This is a genomic window from Porticoccus litoralis (assembly GCF_030676955.1).
Taxonomy (GTDB): Bacteria; Pseudomonadota; Gammaproteobacteria; order Pseudomonadales; family Porticoccaceae; genus Porticoccus; species Porticoccus litoralis.
Genome location: NZ_JAUUUU010000001.1, coordinates 668,609 through 685,448, shown reverse-complemented (window position 1 = coordinate 685,448; position 16,840 = coordinate 668,609). Strand labels below are relative to the sequence as shown.

Below are 16,840 nucleotides of genomic sequence, written 5' to 3'. Positions count from 1 at the left end.
CGAATTGTTTAAGGAAGGTAAGTCATGTCAGCAAAAGACGTAATGTTTGGTGATAACGCCCGCAACCCGATGCTGGAAGGCGTCAATGTCCTGGCCGACGCTGTGAAAGTGACCTTGGGTCCCAAGGGACGCAATGTTGTGTTGGATAAATCTTTCGGCGCACCCACGGTTACCAAAGACGGTGTGTCTGTAGCGAAAGAAATCGAACTGAAAGACAAGCTTCAAAATATGGGTGCCCAGATGGTGAAAGAAGTGGCATCCAAAGCCTCCGACGAGGCCGGCGATGGCACCACCACGGCGACAGTATTGGCCCAGTCAATCGTGAACGAAGGCCTCAAATCTGTAGCCGCCGGAATGAACCCGATGGATCTGAAGCGCGGTATTGATAAGGCAGTTACCGCAGCAGTAGCTGAAATTGCCAAAATCGCCAAGCCCTGCGCCGACACCAAGGAGATTGCCCAGGTTGGTACGATCTCTGCCAACAGCGATTCCCATGTCGGCGATATCATTGCCGAGGCCATGGAGAAAGTTGGCAAGGAAGGGGTCATCACTGTTGAAGAAGGTTCCGGTCTCGAAAATGAACTGGATATCGTTGAGGGTATGCAGTTTGACCGCGGTTACCTGTCCCCTTACTTCATCAACAACCAGGAAAGTATGAGCGTTGAGCACGATTCGCCCTTCATCCTGTTGTTTGACAAGAAAATCTCAAACATCCGTGAACTGCTGCCGCTGCTGGAAAGCGTGGCCAAAGCAGGCAAGCCGCTGGTCATTATTTCTGAAGACGTTGAGGGTGAAGCCTTGGCAACTTTGGTTGTGAATAACCTGCGCGGTATCGTCAAGGTGGCAGCCTGTAAGGCTCCTGGATTTGGTGATCGCCGCAAGGCTATGCTGGAAGACATCGCTGTATTGACTGGCGGAACCGTGATTTCTGAGGAAGTGGGTATGGATCTTGAGTCCGCCACCCTGGATCACTTGGGTACTGCCAAGCGTGTGACTATCTCCAAGGAAAACACCACCATTGTCGACGGTGCAGGCGATCACGATGCTATCCAAGCCCGTGTTAATCAGATCCGTGCTCAGATTGAAGATACGTCTTCCGATTACGATCGTGAGAAACTGCAAGAGCGCGTTGCCAAATTGGCAGGTGGTGTTGCGGTCATCAAGGTTGGTGCAGCGACTGAAGTTGAAATGAAAGAGAAGAAAGCCCGTGTTGAAGATGCTCTGCACGCGACCCGTGCAGCTGTCGAAGAGGGTGTTGTTCCCGGTGGTGGTGTAGCCTTGATTCGTGCCCTGCAGGCTATTGAAGGTCTCAAAGGCGATAATGAAGATCAGACCGTTGGTATTAATCTGGCCCGTCGTGCCATGGAATCGCCACTGCGCCAGATTGTCACCAATGCCGGTGAAGAAGGCTCTGTGGTTGTCGACAAGGTCAAGCAGGGTGAAGGTAACTTTGGTTACAACGCTGGTACGGGTGAGTATGGTGATATGATCGCCATGGGTATCCTTGACCCCGCCAAAGTAACTCGCACTGCGCTGCAGGCAGCGGGCTCTATTGCCGGTTTGATGATTACCACTGAAGCCATGGTTGCTGACTCACCGGAAGAAAATGCTGGTGGCGGTATGCCTGACATGGGTGGTATGGGTGGCATGGGCGGCATGATGTAATCGTCCCCATCCATCAAGGACAAAAAGCCCCGCTGGTCGGGGCTTTTTATTTTCGGGCACTTTATGACAAAATTGCCGTCACGTGAAGCCGTCCTATAACCTCTTGTTTTATAGGGTTTCTGGGCGGTTTGATCGAGGGGAAATCGCCAGTGCTCAACTCTGGCGGGTATAACAATTAGTTGATTACAAACAAAACCCGGCCCAATAAACTAGCATCTCGCTGCTAAGGAGAAAGACATGTCACTTGAATTCATTAATTTTCTGGCCCGCTGGGGTCACCTGCTGTTCGGTATTACCTGGATTGGTATGCTGTACTACTTCAATTTTGTTCAGGGCGGTTACTTCAAACAGGCCAGTCCTGAAGCCCTGGCTGATGCTAAGGCTAAATTGGCTCCCAGTGCCCTCTGGTGGTTCCGCTGGGGTGCCATGTTCACTTTCATCACCGGTGTGATTCTGCTGGCGGGTGTTGGTAAGCAGCACGTCATGAATGACTACATTGAGGTGGGTGCGCTACTGGGTACCCTGATGTTCCTCAACGTCTGGCTGGTAATCTGGCCGGCGCAACAGATTGCCCTCGGCATGAAAGAGGGTGACGGCCCTGCAGCAGCGGCAAAAGCTCTGCTGGCATCGCGCACCAACACCCTGTTTTCTGCGCCAATGGCGTACTGCATGCTGGCATCTCCCCACATGGGTTATAGTGCCGAACACCTGACATCCGCTAATGGTGGTGGTTTAGGTCTTTATCTTGCAGTGGCCATTGTGCTGGTGCTGGAAGCCAATGCGCTGTTCGGCAAACAAGGGCCAATGACCACCGTTCGTGGTGTGATTGTTTCCAGCCTGGTTCTGACTGCCGTGCTGGTTGGCTCCCTCTGCTTCCTGTAAGTGCAGTTTGATAAAAAACCGGCCGAATGGCCGGTTTTTTTATGTTTGTCGTATAATGCCTGCCTCGTGTATCCAAGCTTCTATTCCAATCGCCTTCTGATGAGAGGCCTGCTTCAGGTTTGATGTGCTATGAGTGACAGTGATAACCCTCGCTTTGATCCAATTGTCCCCACCAGTGATGACCGCATAGGCCGTGGCGAAGGTCGGGAGCGGGGGGCAGACAATGTACGTCCCAGCAGGGAACGGCCCCGGGCAAAGCCGCCTGCACCGTCAGGTAGTGTCGGAACCCTGTGGAAATTTCTGCTGCTGGTAGTGGTTCTCGGTGTCGCTGGTCTGGGGTACTTTTTTGTTGAACAGACCCAGCGTTTTGAAACCCTGCAGACTCGCTTCAATGATCTGGAAGCAAAAATTGTTTCCACCGATGAGTCACTGAGCCAATCCGGTGCAGCCTTGTCGGTAAAACTCAAGGAGCACCAGACCAGCCTGGATGAACACTGGTCCGAGATCAAGAAACTCTGGGGTGTGGCCTATGATCGTAATCGCAAGTCTATTGAAGATCAGGGTAAGTCTATTGATGATCAGGCCAAGGCGGTCAAGGGCCTGCAGGCCTCCATGTCTGCTCGCAAGAAAGAAATAGAAACCCTGACTGGCAAGGTGGATAAGGCGACAAAATCTGTGGAGTCGGCCGCGAGTTCGGCGTTGGCGGCAAAACTGGAGGTCAACGACCTGGTGAGTCAGGTTCAGGATGTGGCTGACCGTTTGGCCCGGATGGAACAGACTATCAATGACTCCAAGCAGTCGTTGAATGCCCGTGTTGCGGGTAATGAGGAGGCAATTCGTGCCATCGATGCATACCGGCTGCAAATTAACCGGGATTTGCAACTGATCAAACAACAGTTGGGGGCTCCCCCCGGCTGAGTATGAGCCGATGTGGTTTTTCTGGAAATGACAGGTTGTGAGAGCGAAATGACTGTTATCAAACAAAATGATCTGATTGAAAGTGTGGCGGATGCGCTGCAATTTATCTCCTATTACCACCCCGTGGATTTTATCCAGGCGGTTAACGAAGCCTATGAGCGCGAAGAGTCGCAGGCGGCCAAGGATGCCATGGCGCAGATCCTGATTAACTCCCGCATGTGTGCGATGGGACACCGCCCGATCTGTCAGGATACCGGCATCGTGAATGTCTTTGTCAAAGTGGGTATGAACGTGCAGTGGGAGGGAGACATGAGTGTCTCCGATATGATTAACGAAGGTGTCAGACGCGCTTATATGCACCCTGACAATGTGCTGCGAGCATCGGTTTTGGCCGACCCTGACGGTGCCCGTAAAAACACCGGCGATAACACCCCTGCAGTGATCAATTACGAAATTGTTCCCGGCGATACCGTGGAAGTAGATGTGGCGGCCAAGGGTGGTGGCTCAGAGGCGAAATCCAAGTTTGCCATGCTGAACCCGTCTGATTCCGTGGTTCAGTGGGTGTTGGAGCAGGTGCCTAAAATGGGCGCTGGCTGGTGCCCGCCGGGTATGCTGGGTATTGGTATTGGCGGTACCGCTGAAAAAGCCATGCTGCTGGCAAAAGAATCACTCATGGATCCCATTGATATTCATGAACTACAGGCTCGCGGTGCTTCCAATCGTGCCGAAGAATTGCGCCTGGAGTTGTTTGATAAGGTTAACGGACTGGGTATCGGTGCGCAGGGTCTGGGTGGATTGACCACGGTGCTGGATATCAAAGTCAGAGATTTTCCGGCTCACGCCGCCAACAAGGCCGTGGCGATGATTCCAAACTGTGCAGCGACACGACATACACACTTCAAGTTGGATGGCAGTGGCCCCGCGAAGCAGCAGCCGCCAAACCTAGAAGACTGGCCCGAGATTGCCTGGGAAGTAGGTGATAGCGTGCGCCGCGTGAACCTGGATACAGTGACCAAGGAAGATATTAAAGACTGGAAGCCCGGTGAAACCCTGCTTCTCTCCGGCAAAATGCTGACGGGCCGTGATGCCGCTCACAAGCGCATGGTCGATATGCTGGCGAAGGGCGAAAAGCTTCCGGTAGATCTGACAGGTCGCTTTATTTATTACGTGGGTCCCGTGGACCCGGTGCGGGAGGAAGTAGTGGGCCCCGCTGGCCCAACCACAGCAACCCGCATGGATAAATTTACCCGTACCATGCTGGAAGAAACCGGCCTGATTGGCATGATCGGTAAGGCTGAGCGTGGTCCCACGGCTATTGATGCTATTCGCGATTCACAGGCGGTCTACCTGATGGCTGTCGGCGGCTCCGCGTACCTGGTCTCAAAAGCGATTACCGGAGCCAAAGTAGTGGCATTTGAGGATCTTGGTATGGAGGCAATCTATGAATTTGAGATTGTTGATATGCCGGTGACCGTTGCGGTGGATACCAAGGGAGAAGCCGTCCACCAAACTGGCCCGAAAATCTGGCAGGCCAAAATTGAAGAGCGGAAATTGGTCATCTAGTACTGGCTTATTGAAAAACAGAGGTATATATTCGCGCCGCACTCAAGGCGCGGCTGTTGCCGCCTAAAAACCCAGAGAAAAAAATGCGTTCGACGAAGCTTTAGAAGTCAGCGGCATTTTTTTGATCTTGTTTGTGTTTTTTGGCAAAATTTAGGCCTTATATGCGGAAAAAAAAACAGTAGCTGTATTATGATTACGCTTGCTGTTTTTATTGTTCAGGCGAGGGTGCCTGTGTTTTTAAATCGGAATTAATGGTGAAGTTTATGAAAAAGCTTGCTGCTGCTATTGGTGTATCGTTGCTGACGCTGTCGGCCTCTGTATTTGCGCAAGAGGGTTTATACCTCGGGCCGTCGCTGGGTTACTACTACCTCGATAGCGAACGTGTTGTCAGTGGTCATGATGAAGCCGGCGTTGCTGGTTTCAATGTTGGTTATCGCTTCTTTAATGATTGGGCTCTGGAAGCCGGTTACGGCAAAGACATTGCCGGTGACGATCTGGATGTTGCCCAAATCAATGCCTATTTCTGGCTGGGAGAAGATAACGGTGGCTGGCGCCCCTATGTAGTGGCAGGCTTCAGCTATTACGACCGCGATGGTGAAAACAACCTCTGGTCAGATGAGGAATACACCCATCAGGCGCAAATCGGTTTTGGTCTGTCCAAGATGATCAGTGATCAGTGGGAATTCCGTGGTGATGCTCGCATCGCCCACAAATTGCGTGAAGGCAACGAGGGTATCAATGACGGTTCGCTGAACTTTGCCCTCAACTACTACTTCAACAAGCCTGCTGCGCCGGTTGTTGAAGAACCCGTAGAGCCTCGCGTACCGGAAATGCCTGCACCAGAGCCTGAGACTCGTACCATTACCGTGCGCCTGAATGTTGAGTTTGAATTCGACAAGGCCATTGTACGTGCCATCTACGGTGATGAGCTAAATGCTGTTGCCAATGCCATGAAAGTGCACGATGACATCACTCTCGTGCTTGAAGGTCATACCGATGCCCGTGGTTCGGATGACTACAACCAGGGCCTGTCAGAGCGCCGTGCTGCCGCAGTTAAAGCCAAAATCGTTGAAGACTATGGCATTGACCCGAGTCGCATCACCACAGAAGGTTACGGTGAAAGCCGTCCGATTGCGGACAATGCCACCGATGAAGGTCGTGCTCGCAACCGTCGTGTAGTAGGCGAAATGACCTATACCGAAGTGGTTGAGTGATCTGACCGGAACGCACAGTCTGTTGCGTTATCTAAAAACGGCGTCTGGGGACGCCGTTTTTTTTGTTCTGGAAAAAGGGTGCTGAGTCTGTGAAAACGCTTTATTGGCACGACTACGAAACGTTTGGCACTGACCCGTCTCGAGACTGCCCCTCACAGTTTGCCGGTGTTCGCACCGACGAAAACCTCAATCTGGTTGGTAAACCCTTATCCCTGTATTGCCAGCCGCCCACGGATCGGCTGCCTTCCCCGATGGCTTGCTTGGTTACGGGCATTACTCCCCAGAAAGCCCGGGAGCAAGGGGTGCCAGAACCGGAATTTATTGCTCAAGTGCACCGGGAGTTGTCACAACCGGGTACCTGCGGAGTTGGCTATAACAGTATCCGCTTTGACGATGAGGTGACTCGCTATACCCTTTACCGGAATTTCTACGATCCCTATGAGCGAGAGTGGAAGCATGGGAACTCTCGCTGGGACATTATCGATATGGTTCGGTTGGCCAGGGCACTTCGACCGGAGGGTATCGAGTGGCCCAACTACGACGACGGTTCCCCCTGTTTCAAATTGGAACAACTCACCCAGGCCAACGGTATAACCCATGAATCAGCCCATGATGCGCTCTCCGATGTCATGGCAACTATCGCTATGGCACGTCTGGTAAAGGATAAACAACCCAAACTGTACGACTATATTTACGAGCATCGCCAGAAGCATAAGGTGGCCGGACTGATCGATCTGCAGAACCAGCTGCCATTCCTGCACGTGTCGGGCCGGTTGCCGCGGGATAATGGTTACGTGGCGTTAATGATGCCGCTGGCCAAACACCCGACCAACAACAACGCCATTATCTGTTTTAATCTGTCAGGGGATGCTCAGGGGCTCATCAATCTACCGGTAGATCAAATTCACGATCGGCTTTTTACCCGCACCCAGGATTTGCCCGAGGGTGTGGAGCGTATCCCCCTAAAAAATGTTCAGATTAACCGCTGCCCTGTGGTGGCAACGCCAAAACTACTGGATGCTGCGGTGGCCAAGCGTCTGGGTATAGACCTGGAGCGCTGCGAGGAAAACTGGCGCTTGCTGCGCGGCCAGGATCTGACGGCAAAGTTGTCACAACTGTTTTCTGCACCAGGGCAGGAAAGCCCTGAGGAAGCAGATCGCCAGCTCTATCAGGGTTTTCTTAATGACGCTGATCGGAATTTGTTGAGTGAGGTACGCTCGGCATCGGCGGACGAGCTGGGGGCAGACCGCTTTCATTTTCAGGACCCTCGCTATCGGCAGTTACTGTTTCTTTATCGCGCCAGAAATTTTCCGGAGTCATTGAGCGAAGAAGAGATAAACCAGTGGGAAGAATGGCGCTTTCAGCGGCTCACGGGTTCCTCTACCGGATACCTCAGCCTGGAAGCCTATCATGCGGAAATCGACCAGCTGATGGCCAGTGAGGAAACGGGCGAACGTGAACGCTCACTGCTGCACGCGTTGCAAGAATGGGGCGATCAGATTTTATAACGACAAAGCCGCTGGTCCGATTTTGGCAAAGCCGCTAAAATGCTGCGCTTGATGGGCTAAGCCGTGGGGGCAATGTGGAATTCAAGGGTAGCAGTATACTTTCCATCAGTCAGTTCGAGCGCACTGATATTGATCGTATCTTTCGCGTTGCTGATCGTATGGAGCCCTATGCCCAGCGCCAGAAAATCACCCGGGTTCTCGAAGGCGCGATTCTCGGCAACATGTTTTTTGAGGCCAGTACCCGAACCCGAATCAGTTTCGGCAGTGCCTTTAATCTGCTGGGGGGTGAGGTCAGGGAGACGGTAGGGTTTGAAGCCTCAGCCTTGGCCAAGGGTGAATCACTTCAGGATACGGCCAGGGTTCTGTCCGGATTCAGTGATGTAATCTGTATGCGCCATCCCGAGTCTGGTTCCGTGGCGGATTTTGCCGCCGCCAGTAGGGTTCCGGTGATCAACGGTGGTGATGGCAGCAATGAGCACCCCAGTCAGGCATTACTGGACCTGTACACCATAGAAAAAGAACTTCGCGATCGTGGGCGTCAATTGGATGGTCTGCGCATCGCCATGATTGGTGACCTCAAGCACGGGCGCACCGTCCACTCCCTTTGCAAGCTGCTGATGTTATTCCAGCGGGTTTCAGTACAGCTGGTTTCTCCGCTGGAGCTGGCGATGCCAAGAGAGCTGGTTGAGGATATGCGAGCCGCTGGAATCCACGTAGACGAATCTGATCGCCTGGAATCGAGTATTTCCCACGTTGATATAGTCTATTCCACCCGCATTCAGGAAGAGCGTTTCGCCAGTAAGGATGAAGCCGATTTGTACCGCGGCCGTTTTCGCCTTAACCAGGCGATTTACACGTCCAACTGCGAGCCCAATACGGTGATCATGCATCCTCTGCCGCGGGATTCGCGGGCAGAGGCCAATGAGCTCGACAGCGATCTGGACAGCAACCCGAATCTCGCAATTTTTCGCCAGACGGACAATGGTCTACTGGTGCGTATGGCGCTGTTTGCCATGATTCTTGATGTGACACACCTGGTCGAAAAGTACTCCACGGAAGTGCGTTGGCACAACCCTCGTCTGGGCTCCTGAGTTTTTGCCGCTGTTTTGGCAAGCCGTTATAACAACAATCAGTACATCGCCGTTATGAATGAATTTGACGATATCCGTCCTTATTACGACTCAGAAGTTCCAGAAGTGTTAGCTCGTCTCGCGGCCAGTCGCGAGTTTGTTGATACCCTGATGTCCATCAAATATCCACGGCTCGGGCGGTATGCGCCCTGGCTAATGCGGCCGCTGATTGCTCGGGTGTTACGCCACAGCTTTGAGAAAATTCATAATGTGCGTGATTTTCAGGAAGCAGTGGGTGAGAGCATGGGCAAACTGCTGAAAAAAATTGAATGCCATCTGACGGTTTCCGGGCAGGATAAGCTTTCTTCTGAAAGCTCCTACCTGTTCATCAGTAATCACCGTGATATTGCCATGGACCCGGCCTTTGTGAATTTCGTCCGCTACCACGCCGGTTATGACACGGTGCGCATCGCCATCGGCGACAACCTGATGAGCAAAGAGTTTGCCTCGGACTTAATGCGCATCAACAAAAGTTTTATTGTGAAACGCTCTGTGGAAGGGCGTCGTGAAAAGCTGAACGCGCTGTTGCAGTTGTCGCGCTACATTCGGTTTTCCTTGGTTGAAGAGCACGCCAGCGTCTGGATTGCCCAACGTGAAGGTCGTGCCAAGGATGGGGTCGATAAAACGGAAAAGGCCCTGTTGAAAATGCTTTCACTCAGCAAACAGAAAGAACAGACATTTGCTGACGCCATTCGTGAGCTGAAAGTCGTACCGGTAGCTATTTCCTATGAGCTGGACCCCCTGGACGCAGCCAAAGGTCGTGAGCTCTATGCCAAACAGACGGAGGGGGTTTACCGGAAAGAAGCCCACGAGGACCTGCTGAGCATCTATCAGGGCATTGTTGGACGCAAAGGGGCGGTGCACGTTGCGTTTGGTGATCCGCTGGAAGAGGGTATCGATACCCCCGAGGAAATGGCCGAAGCCGTTGACCGTCAGATCATCGGTAACTACCGACTCCACCCCAGCAATCTCATTGCCTACGAAATGCTGGAGGGCAAGGTGCCTGAGTTGGCACAGTGGAAATCAGTATTTAGCGGGAGCTGGCCACAAAAAGTTCGTGAGTTTGAAGAGCGCCTGAATGCGGTACCTCAGGCGCACCGGGAAATTATCCTCAATATGTATGCCAATCCGGTGCGCAGCAAGCTAAGACTTGGTCTTGATTAACGGTGCTGAGCGCTGACCTGAAAGCAGAAATTCAGAAGGGTTACCGGACATTCCTGGACGTTAACGAGCTGCGTCCCCGTCTCGGCCAGAAGCAGATGATCGCCGCCATTGCTAATGGTCTGGCCGCTATCGAGGAGGATGCCGAAGGCCGACGGCGCTCGGATAACCCTGTCAACGTTGTTGAGGCAGGCACCGGAACCGGGAAAACACTCGCCTACCTGTTGGCAGCATTGCCCATTGCCCGCGCGCTTGGCAAAAAAGTGGTGGTGGCAACGGGTACGGTTGCACTGCAGGAGCAACTGGTCAATCGCGATATCCCTAACCTGTTGAGCAGTACCGGCTGGGACTACCAGGTAGTCCTTGCCAAGGGGCGTGGGCGCTACCTGTGCCCGATTCGACTCGAGCAGTGCCTCGATTCTGCTTCAGCTCGGGATAACGGGCTGTTTCTCTTTGAAGATGAAATCCAGTTCAATCCAACGGCAAATCTGATCGCCAGTTACCGCGCCATGGATAACTCGCTGGCTGCGGGCGAATGGGCAGGTGACCGGGACAGTTGGCCCGATTCTCTGGAAGACAGTGACTGGCGTCCCCTGACTGTTGATCGTCGCCAGTGTACCGGGCGACGCTGTCGGCTGATTCGCAACTGTTGCTTTTTTAAAGCACGGGATGAATTGGATGAGGCCGGTTGTATTGTCGCCAATCACGACCTGGTGATGGCAGACCTGTCGTTGGGGGGTGGTGCCATTCTTCCTCCGCCGGAAGAGACCATTTATATTTTTGACGAAGGTCATCGCATCGCGCCCACCGCCCTTAACCACTTTGCTGGCTCCTGCCGGATTCGAACTACAGGTAATTGGTTGGGACGTATGCAGAAACAGGCAGATGCCTGGCTGCCGCTGTTCAGGGACGCTCCGGATATTGTGTCACGGTTGGAAAAACTGGCCAGCTCTGCTGCGGACAGTGAGCGTTTAATGGGGCTGAGTTATCCGCTCTTGGAAAAATACCTGGAAGGGGCCGTAGAAGGCAGCACAGAGCTGCGCTGGTGTTTTGTCGACGGCGATCCCGGCGAGGAAATAAGAGAACTGGCAGGCCACCTGGTGCAGGGGTTGGGAGTGCTGTTCAGTACCCTGGAACTTCTTTCCGACCGATTGAGTGACGCGATGGATGAGACGCACTTTCCGGTACCCCGAGTCGATCTCGAACAACTATTCCAGCAAGTGGGGGTGTGGCAAGGCCGCATCGAAGGAGCATTGCGTCTCTGGGAATCCTACGCCCGAGAAGATGATACACAAAAAGCACCGCCCACTGCCCGGTGGCTAAGCCTGGAAGAGGGAGCGGGCAACCCGGATATTCGTTTGTCAGCGTCTCCCACAGATGCCGGAGGCATCTTTCGCCTCAATTTGTGGCAACGGTGTTATGCAGCGATCATCACCTCCGCGACCCTGCAGACCCTGGGTTCATTTGAAAATTTCAGCAAACGATGCGGGCTGCCTGCCACAACGGTGTACACGGCAGTGGCGGGGGCCTTTGATTATGCCAACTCCGGAGTGATAGCGGTGCCGGATATCGGCGCTGATGGTTCAGACAGTCAGTTACATACCGAGGCGCTGATCAGCGTGCTGCCCGAGATGATTGACTGGCATGAAGGGACGCTGGTGTTATTTGCATCCCGCCGCCAGATGGAACTGGTTTATGACGGACTGGGAGAAGAACGGCAGGATCAGATTCTTGTACAGGGACAATGGTCACACCAGGAAATTGTGCGCCGGCATCGGGCCACAATTGATGGTGGAGAGGGCAGTGTAATTTTTGGTCTTGCCAGTTTCGCCGAGGGGATGGATTTTCCGGGGAATTATTGTTCTCACGTGGTTATCGCCAAGTTGCCGTTTGCCGTGCCGGATGATCCCGTCTATCAGACCCTGTCCGGCTGGCTGGAACATCGTGGAGAGAATCCTTTTATGCAGCTGATGTTACCCGATGCCTCTCTCAGGCTGCATCAGGCTTGCGGTCGCCTGATCCGCACAGAGAAAGACCGGGGGCGAATCACAATCCTCGACCGCCGAATTATCAGCAAACGTTACGGTAAACAGATGCTGGACGACCTGCCTCCTTTCCGGCGCGAAACCGGGTAGTCGTCAGGACCTGAGATGAATGATAAACACCGGCAGCTGGCCGCCATACTGGTCAGCCTTGAGCAGCAGATGCGGGACATGATGTTGTGGTCAGAAACGATGCCGTCAATTGCGGCATTGTCCAGCCGGGAGCCCTTTGCCATTGATACCCTCTCGTTTGAACAGTGGCTCCAGTTCATTTTTCTGCCTCGACTGCAACATCTGGTTGAGAACAAAGCCAAACTGCCTGAAAACTGTGCCGTCAGCCCCATGGCCGAGGAGTATTTTCGCAAGAGGGGGGAGAACAGTCGGGAATTAATCGAGCTGTTAGTCGCCATTGATCGGCTGTTAACGACCAATATTTAACCTATTGCTGGGATCAGTATCAGGAAACGGCGCCCTGGGTACCCTTCAGTTCATCCAGGCGGTGTTGAATAGCACGGGTAATACCCTCCGCGTTCAGTCCGATGGCGGCGAGTTGTTGCGAATGGCTGCCATGGTCCACAAATTGATCCGGCAGGCCCAGGTGCATGATTGGCACAACCATTCCGGTACAGGCCAAGTGCTCACTGACTGCTGCTCCGGCTCCGCCCTGTACCGTGTTTTCTTCCAGGGTAACCAGCAATTGATGTTGTGATGCCAGCCGATCAACCAGTGCGGTATCCAGTGGTTTCACAAAACGCATGTCGGCAACGGTGGCGCCAAGCTCTTCAGCGGCCTGCAATGCTGCCGGGAGCAGGGTGCCAAAATTTAAAATAGCGACATGGCTTCCAGTGCGCTTCTCCACTCCCTTGCCGATGGGGAGTGCCGTCATTTGTTTTTCGATGACAGTGCCTGGACCTGTACCCCTGGGATAGCGAACGGCAGCAGGACCCTGGTGAATGAAGCCGGTATAGAGCATCTGCCGTGTTTCATTTTCGTCCGAGGGCGCCATGATCAGCATGTTAGGAATACAGCGTAGATAGGTAAGATCAAAGCTGCCTGCGTGTGAAGGGCCGTCTTCGCCGACCAGCCCGGCCCGGTCAATGCCGAATAGAACATCCAGGTTCTGCAGTGCCACATCATGAATCAGTTGGTCGTAGGCCCGTTGCAGGAAGGTGGAGTAAATGGCCACCACGGGTTTCAACCCCTCACAGGCTAGCCCGGCTGCCAGTGTCACCGCGTGTTGCTCGGCAATGGCCACATCGTGGTAGCGATCGGCATAGGTTTTGGAAAACTCAACCATGCCGGATCCTTCACACATGGCCGGCGTTATTCCCACCAGGCGGAAATCTTTTTCTGCCATATCGCAAAGCCAGTCTCCAAATACCTGTTGGTATTTCACCTTGGGGGGAGTCACTACCGCCGAAGGTTTGGCGACGGCAACCTGGGGCTTGCTTTTGGGTTCGATTTTGTTAAGTGCGTGATAGCCTACCGGGTCTGCTTCGGCCGGACCAAAGCCTTTGCCTTTTCGGGTGATCGTGTGCAACAGGATAGGGCCATCCAGCTGTTTCAGGTTGCTAAGCGTTTGAACCAGCAGTGGCAGGTTGTGGCCGTCAATGGGTCCGATATAGTTGAACCCCAGCTCCTCAAAAACAATACCCGGAGCGACCATGGCCTTGAGGTGCTCCTCGGTCTTGCGGACAAAAGACGCTGCTGAGGGAATTGAGCGCAAGACCTTCTTGCCACCTTCACGGATGGAATTATAAAAACGGCTGGACCAGATTTTGGAAAAATAGGTGGCCAGGCCTCCGACGTTGTGGGATATCGACATGTTGTTGTCGTTGAGCACTACCAGCATGTTGGCGTTGGTATGTGCAGCATGATTGAGAGCCTCAAACGCCATGCCTGCCGTCATGGCCCCATCCCCGATCACCGCCACGACTTCTCTTTTTTCACCATTCATGGCGGCACCCAGGGCCATACCGAGAGCGGCGCTGATAGAAGTGCTTGAATGGCCCACCCCGAAGGTGTCGTACTCACTCTCTTCCCGTTTGGGGAAAGCGGATAGACCGTTTGCCTGCCGAATCTGTGGCATCAGCTCTCGCCGGCCAGTGAGGATCTTGTGGGGGTAAGCCTGGTGTCCTACATCCCACACCAGCCGATCATGGGGTGTATTGAAAACATAGTGCAGGGCGATGGTCAGCTCGACAGTCCCTAGTCCGGCACCGAAGTGGCCGCCACTTTTCCCGACGCTGTAGAGCAGATAGGCGCGCAGTTCATCTGCCAGCTCAGGCAATTGCTCAACATCCAGTTCACGCAGGTGAAACGGATGGTCGATGCTGTCCAGAAGCGGGGTTTCCGGCCGGATCAGCGGTATGTCGTTGAACGTCTTGAGCATGCAGATCGAATGGGCGCAAAGGGAGCAATCTTACACCAAAATTGCCAGCGGAGCCGCATCAAATGGAGGTCTCGGCAGGTTTCAGCTATTCCGGTTGACGATATAGTCGGCAATAGCCCGCAGCTGATCGGCCCGGCTGTCAAATGTCCGCAGGGCGGCCAATGCTTTTTGGTGTAGGTCGGCGGCTTTTTCTCTGGCACCGCCCAGCCCCAGCAGTGTGACGTACGTGGGTTTGTTCAGAGCCTCATCTGCGCCCTGGCGTTTGCCGATAACTTCTGTGGTCCCGGTAACATCCAGGATGTCGTCCTGTACCTGAAAAGCCAGGCCAATGGCATCCCCGTACTCGGAGAGAGCAGCTTGTTGCTGGTTATCGGCTCCTGCTGATACCGCACCCATAAGAATACTGGCATTGATCATGGCCCCGGTCTTGTTGCAGTGAATCTGTTCAAGTTGCTGTAAATCGGGTGACAGATTCACAGCGGCGATATCCAGTGCCTGTCCCACCACCATCCCCGAGGCGCCTGCACCTCTACAGAGCAGTGATAATAACTGTACGCATAATTGCGGGGAGTGCGCAGCAACTGTTAACAGCTCCTCAAAGGCAAGAGTTTGCAGGGCATCTCCGGCGAGAATTGCCGTCGCTTCGTCAAATGCAATGTGGCAGGTAGGCATACCACGGCGCAGGTCGTCATCGTCCATTGCCGGGAGGTCATCATGGATCAGGGAGTAGGCGTGAATCAATTCCACCGCAGCCGCAGAGGCATCGGTTGCTGAATTGATCTCACCCACAGCTGTAGCTGCTGCATAGGTCAGAACTGGCCGAATACGTTTGCCACCGTTGAGCACACTGTAGCGAATGGCATCGAAAAGGCTGCTACTGTGGCTGTCTGGAAATGTCAGTACAGTTTCAAGGTGAGAATCAATGCGGCTTTTATAAGCTGGAATGAAGCTGGTTACTGAAACGGACATCAGTCTTTCTCGGGAACAAACTCAGTGGGGCTATCACTGTCCCGGGTGAGCATATCCACCCGTAATTCCGCCTCCTTGAGCGCCTGTTGGCATTCACGGGTAATCTTGATGCCTTCCTCAAAAGCCTTGAGAGAGTTTTCAAGGGTGAGGCTTCCCTGTTCCATGTCATTCACCAGCGATTCCAGCTGGTTCAGTTTCTGTTCGAAGTCGACGGCTTTTTTTCGCGATGTCACGGTGTTTACTCCAGGGAGGAAGCCGCAACACTAACCGAGCTGTGCAGACGGGTCAATTTGAAGAATTAAGTCTGTGTAAGCTTTTTCCTACAGGAAAAGCAGAAAAGACCCAATATCAAAGTACCCCCAAAAAGGGGATATTGGCTTTGCATGGATGCTGCGGCACACGGATGTGTATTACCAAGGAGCAACAAGGACGTTCGGTAACATCTGTTCCAAGGCTGGACACGCGACTTTCCTATACTGCCTTTAGCCCCGATACCGGAAGGTGTCGGGGCTTTATTTTCTGTCATTGACAGGTCATAAGACTGGGGTATTATGGTTCAAACACACCCTTTGGAGGGTCAGCTTTCAAGCAGATAATCGGTGTCAGGGTGCCCAGGCCCCATCGAATTTGTCGCATACAACCCCACATATCGTGGTGTGCCGGATACTCCCTCCGCGTCTCTAACATTCTTCTCAAAGCCCTGCCTGTAAACCTGGCGGGGCTTTTTGCTTATGGGTCAATGCCTTTTTATCTTCTGCGGGGGGATAGCCATCATGCAGCCTAGAATTTTGCGACTGAATCAGGCGGGTCAGCCGATAGAGTGGCTGGACTGGCAGGAGGCAGTATGCCTGTTTGCACGTGAGATGATCGTCTGGACGCTGGGAGATGAAGTGAAGCGAGTCCGCGGGGGATGCTCCCGACTGACAGGGCAGACCTCGCAGATTGTTCTGCCCAGCATTATCGCCACCGGGGGTGAGCAACTGGCGCGTCCGAGGACCAATTACCCGCTTACCAATCCGGCGTTGTTTGCCCGCGACGGCTATCTGTGTATGTACTGTGCCCGACCGTTTTCGGCGGCGAGTCTGACCCGCGACCACATTGTACCGACGTCGAGAGGAGGTTTTGATAAATGGGAGAATGTGGTGGCAGCCTGTCGCCGATGTAACCAGCACAAGGCAGATCAACTCCTCGAAGAGATCAACATGCAGTTGGTAGCCTTGCCGTTCCGTCCCAACAATGCGGAGTACCTGGCGCTGATTAATTCCAAGCGGATACTGGGTGACCAAATGGAGTTCCTTCGCGGCCAGTTTTCCCGCAATTCCCGCTGGCTTTAAGCTCACCTATCTCGACAGTTTCATGTTAGCCTCTGCACCCTGACTGTTGTGTGGGGTCTCTG

14 protein-coding genes are annotated in these 16,840 nt (G+C 53.5%); 11 read left to right on the top strand and 3 right to left on the bottom strand.

Going from position 1 to position 16,840, the window contains the following annotated elements; translation table 11 throughout:
* Nucleotides 1–24 precede the first annotated feature (24 nt).
* The 10 genes from groL (at nucleotide 25) to Q8A57_RS03350 (ending at nucleotide 12,521) form a co-directional block, all read left to right on the top strand.
* A complete protein-coding gene (gene groL / locus Q8A57_RS03395) occupies nucleotides 25–1,665 on the top strand; it encodes a chaperonin GroEL (protein ID WP_305169518.1) in 1,641 nt (546 codons plus the stop codon).
* Nucleotides 1,666–1,902: 237 nt separating this feature from the next.
* Nucleotides 1,903–2,547 (top strand): urate hydroxylase PuuD, encoded by a 645-nt coding sequence (locus tag Q8A57_RS03390; RefSeq protein WP_305169517.1) that lies wholly within the window; start codon nucleotides 1,903–1,905, stop codon nucleotides 2,545–2,547.
* 129 nt (nucleotides 2,548–2,676) lie between these two features.
* Nucleotides 2,677–3,465, top strand: coding sequence for a phage tail tape measure protein (locus tag Q8A57_RS03385; RefSeq protein WP_305169516.1), 789 nt, complete (start codon nucleotides 2,677–2,679; stop codon nucleotides 3,463–3,465).
* 48 nt (nucleotides 3,466–3,513) lie between these two features.
* A complete protein-coding gene (locus tag Q8A57_RS03380) occupies nucleotides 3,514–5,028 on the top strand; it encodes a fumarate hydratase (protein WP_305169515.1) in 1,515 nt (504 codons plus the stop codon).
* Between the two features lie 263 nt (nucleotides 5,029–5,291).
* Nucleotides 5,292–6,242 carry an OmpA family protein gene (locus Q8A57_RS03375; RefSeq protein WP_305169514.1) on the top strand — a complete coding sequence of 317 codons (951 nt, stop codon included), beginning with the start codon at nucleotides 5,292–5,294 and terminating at the stop codon, nucleotides 6,240–6,242.
* 89 nt (nucleotides 6,243–6,331) lie between these two features.
* On the top strand, nucleotides 6,332–7,750 hold the full coding sequence (gene sbcB, locus Q8A57_RS03370) for an exodeoxyribonuclease I (protein WP_305169513.1): 1,419 nt from the start codon (nucleotides 6,332–6,334) through the stop codon (nucleotides 7,748–7,750).
* Nucleotides 7,751–7,824: 74 nt separating this feature from the next.
* A complete protein-coding gene (locus Q8A57_RS03365) occupies nucleotides 7,825–8,841 on the top strand; it encodes an aspartate carbamoyltransferase (RefSeq protein WP_305169512.1) in 1,017 nt (338 codons plus the stop codon).
* 54 nt (nucleotides 8,842–8,895) lie between these two features.
* Nucleotides 8,896–10,044 carry a 1-acyl-sn-glycerol-3-phosphate acyltransferase gene (locus Q8A57_RS03360; protein WP_305169511.1) on the top strand — a complete coding sequence of 383 codons (1,149 nt, stop codon included), beginning with the start codon at nucleotides 8,896–8,898 and terminating at the stop codon, nucleotides 10,042–10,044.
* A 2-nt stretch (nucleotides 10,045–10,046) separates the two neighbouring features.
* A complete protein-coding gene (gene dinG / locus Q8A57_RS03355; protein WP_305169510.1) occupies nucleotides 10,047–12,176 on the top strand; it encodes an ATP-dependent DNA helicase DinG in 2,130 nt (709 codons plus the stop codon).
* A 15-nt stretch (nucleotides 12,177–12,191) separates the two neighbouring features.
* On the top strand, nucleotides 12,192–12,521 hold the full coding sequence (locus tag Q8A57_RS03350; RefSeq protein WP_305169509.1) for a YqcC family protein: 330 nt from the start codon (nucleotides 12,192–12,194) through the stop codon (nucleotides 12,519–12,521).
* A 19-nt stretch (nucleotides 12,522–12,540) separates the two neighbouring features.
* On the opposite strand, the gene dxs is transcribed toward Q8A57_RS03350, so the two are convergent.
* The 3 genes from dxs to Q8A57_RS03335 all read right to left on the bottom strand — a co-directional run bounded on the left by dxs (nucleotide 12,541) and on the right by Q8A57_RS03335 (nucleotide 15,677).
* Nucleotides 12,541–14,475: a 1-deoxy-D-xylulose-5-phosphate synthase gene (dxs, locus tag Q8A57_RS03345; protein WP_305169508.1), complete on the bottom strand. Its 1,935-nt coding sequence runs from the start codon at nucleotides 14,473–14,475 to the stop codon at nucleotides 12,541–12,543.
* An 81-nt stretch (nucleotides 14,476–14,556) separates the two neighbouring features.
* On the bottom strand, nucleotides 14,557–15,444 hold the full coding sequence (locus Q8A57_RS03340) for a polyprenyl synthetase family protein (protein ID WP_305169507.1): 888 nt from the start codon (nucleotides 15,442–15,444) through the stop codon (nucleotides 14,557–14,559).
* Complete coding sequence (locus tag Q8A57_RS03335; RefSeq protein ID WP_305169506.1) at nucleotides 15,444–15,677, bottom strand: exodeoxyribonuclease VII small subunit; 234 nt, start codon at nucleotides 15,675–15,677, stop codon at nucleotides 15,444–15,446. Before Q8A57_RS03335 ends, Q8A57_RS03340 begins: the two co-directional genes overlap by 1 nt.
* Nucleotides 15,678–16,217: 540 nt before the next feature.
* Here Q8A57_RS03335 and Q8A57_RS03330 point away from each other — a divergent pair.
* A complete protein-coding gene (locus tag Q8A57_RS03330) occupies nucleotides 16,218–16,778 on the top strand; it encodes an HNH endonuclease (protein ID WP_305169505.1) in 561 nt (186 codons plus the stop codon).
* Nucleotides 16,779–16,840: the final 62 nt, after the last annotated feature.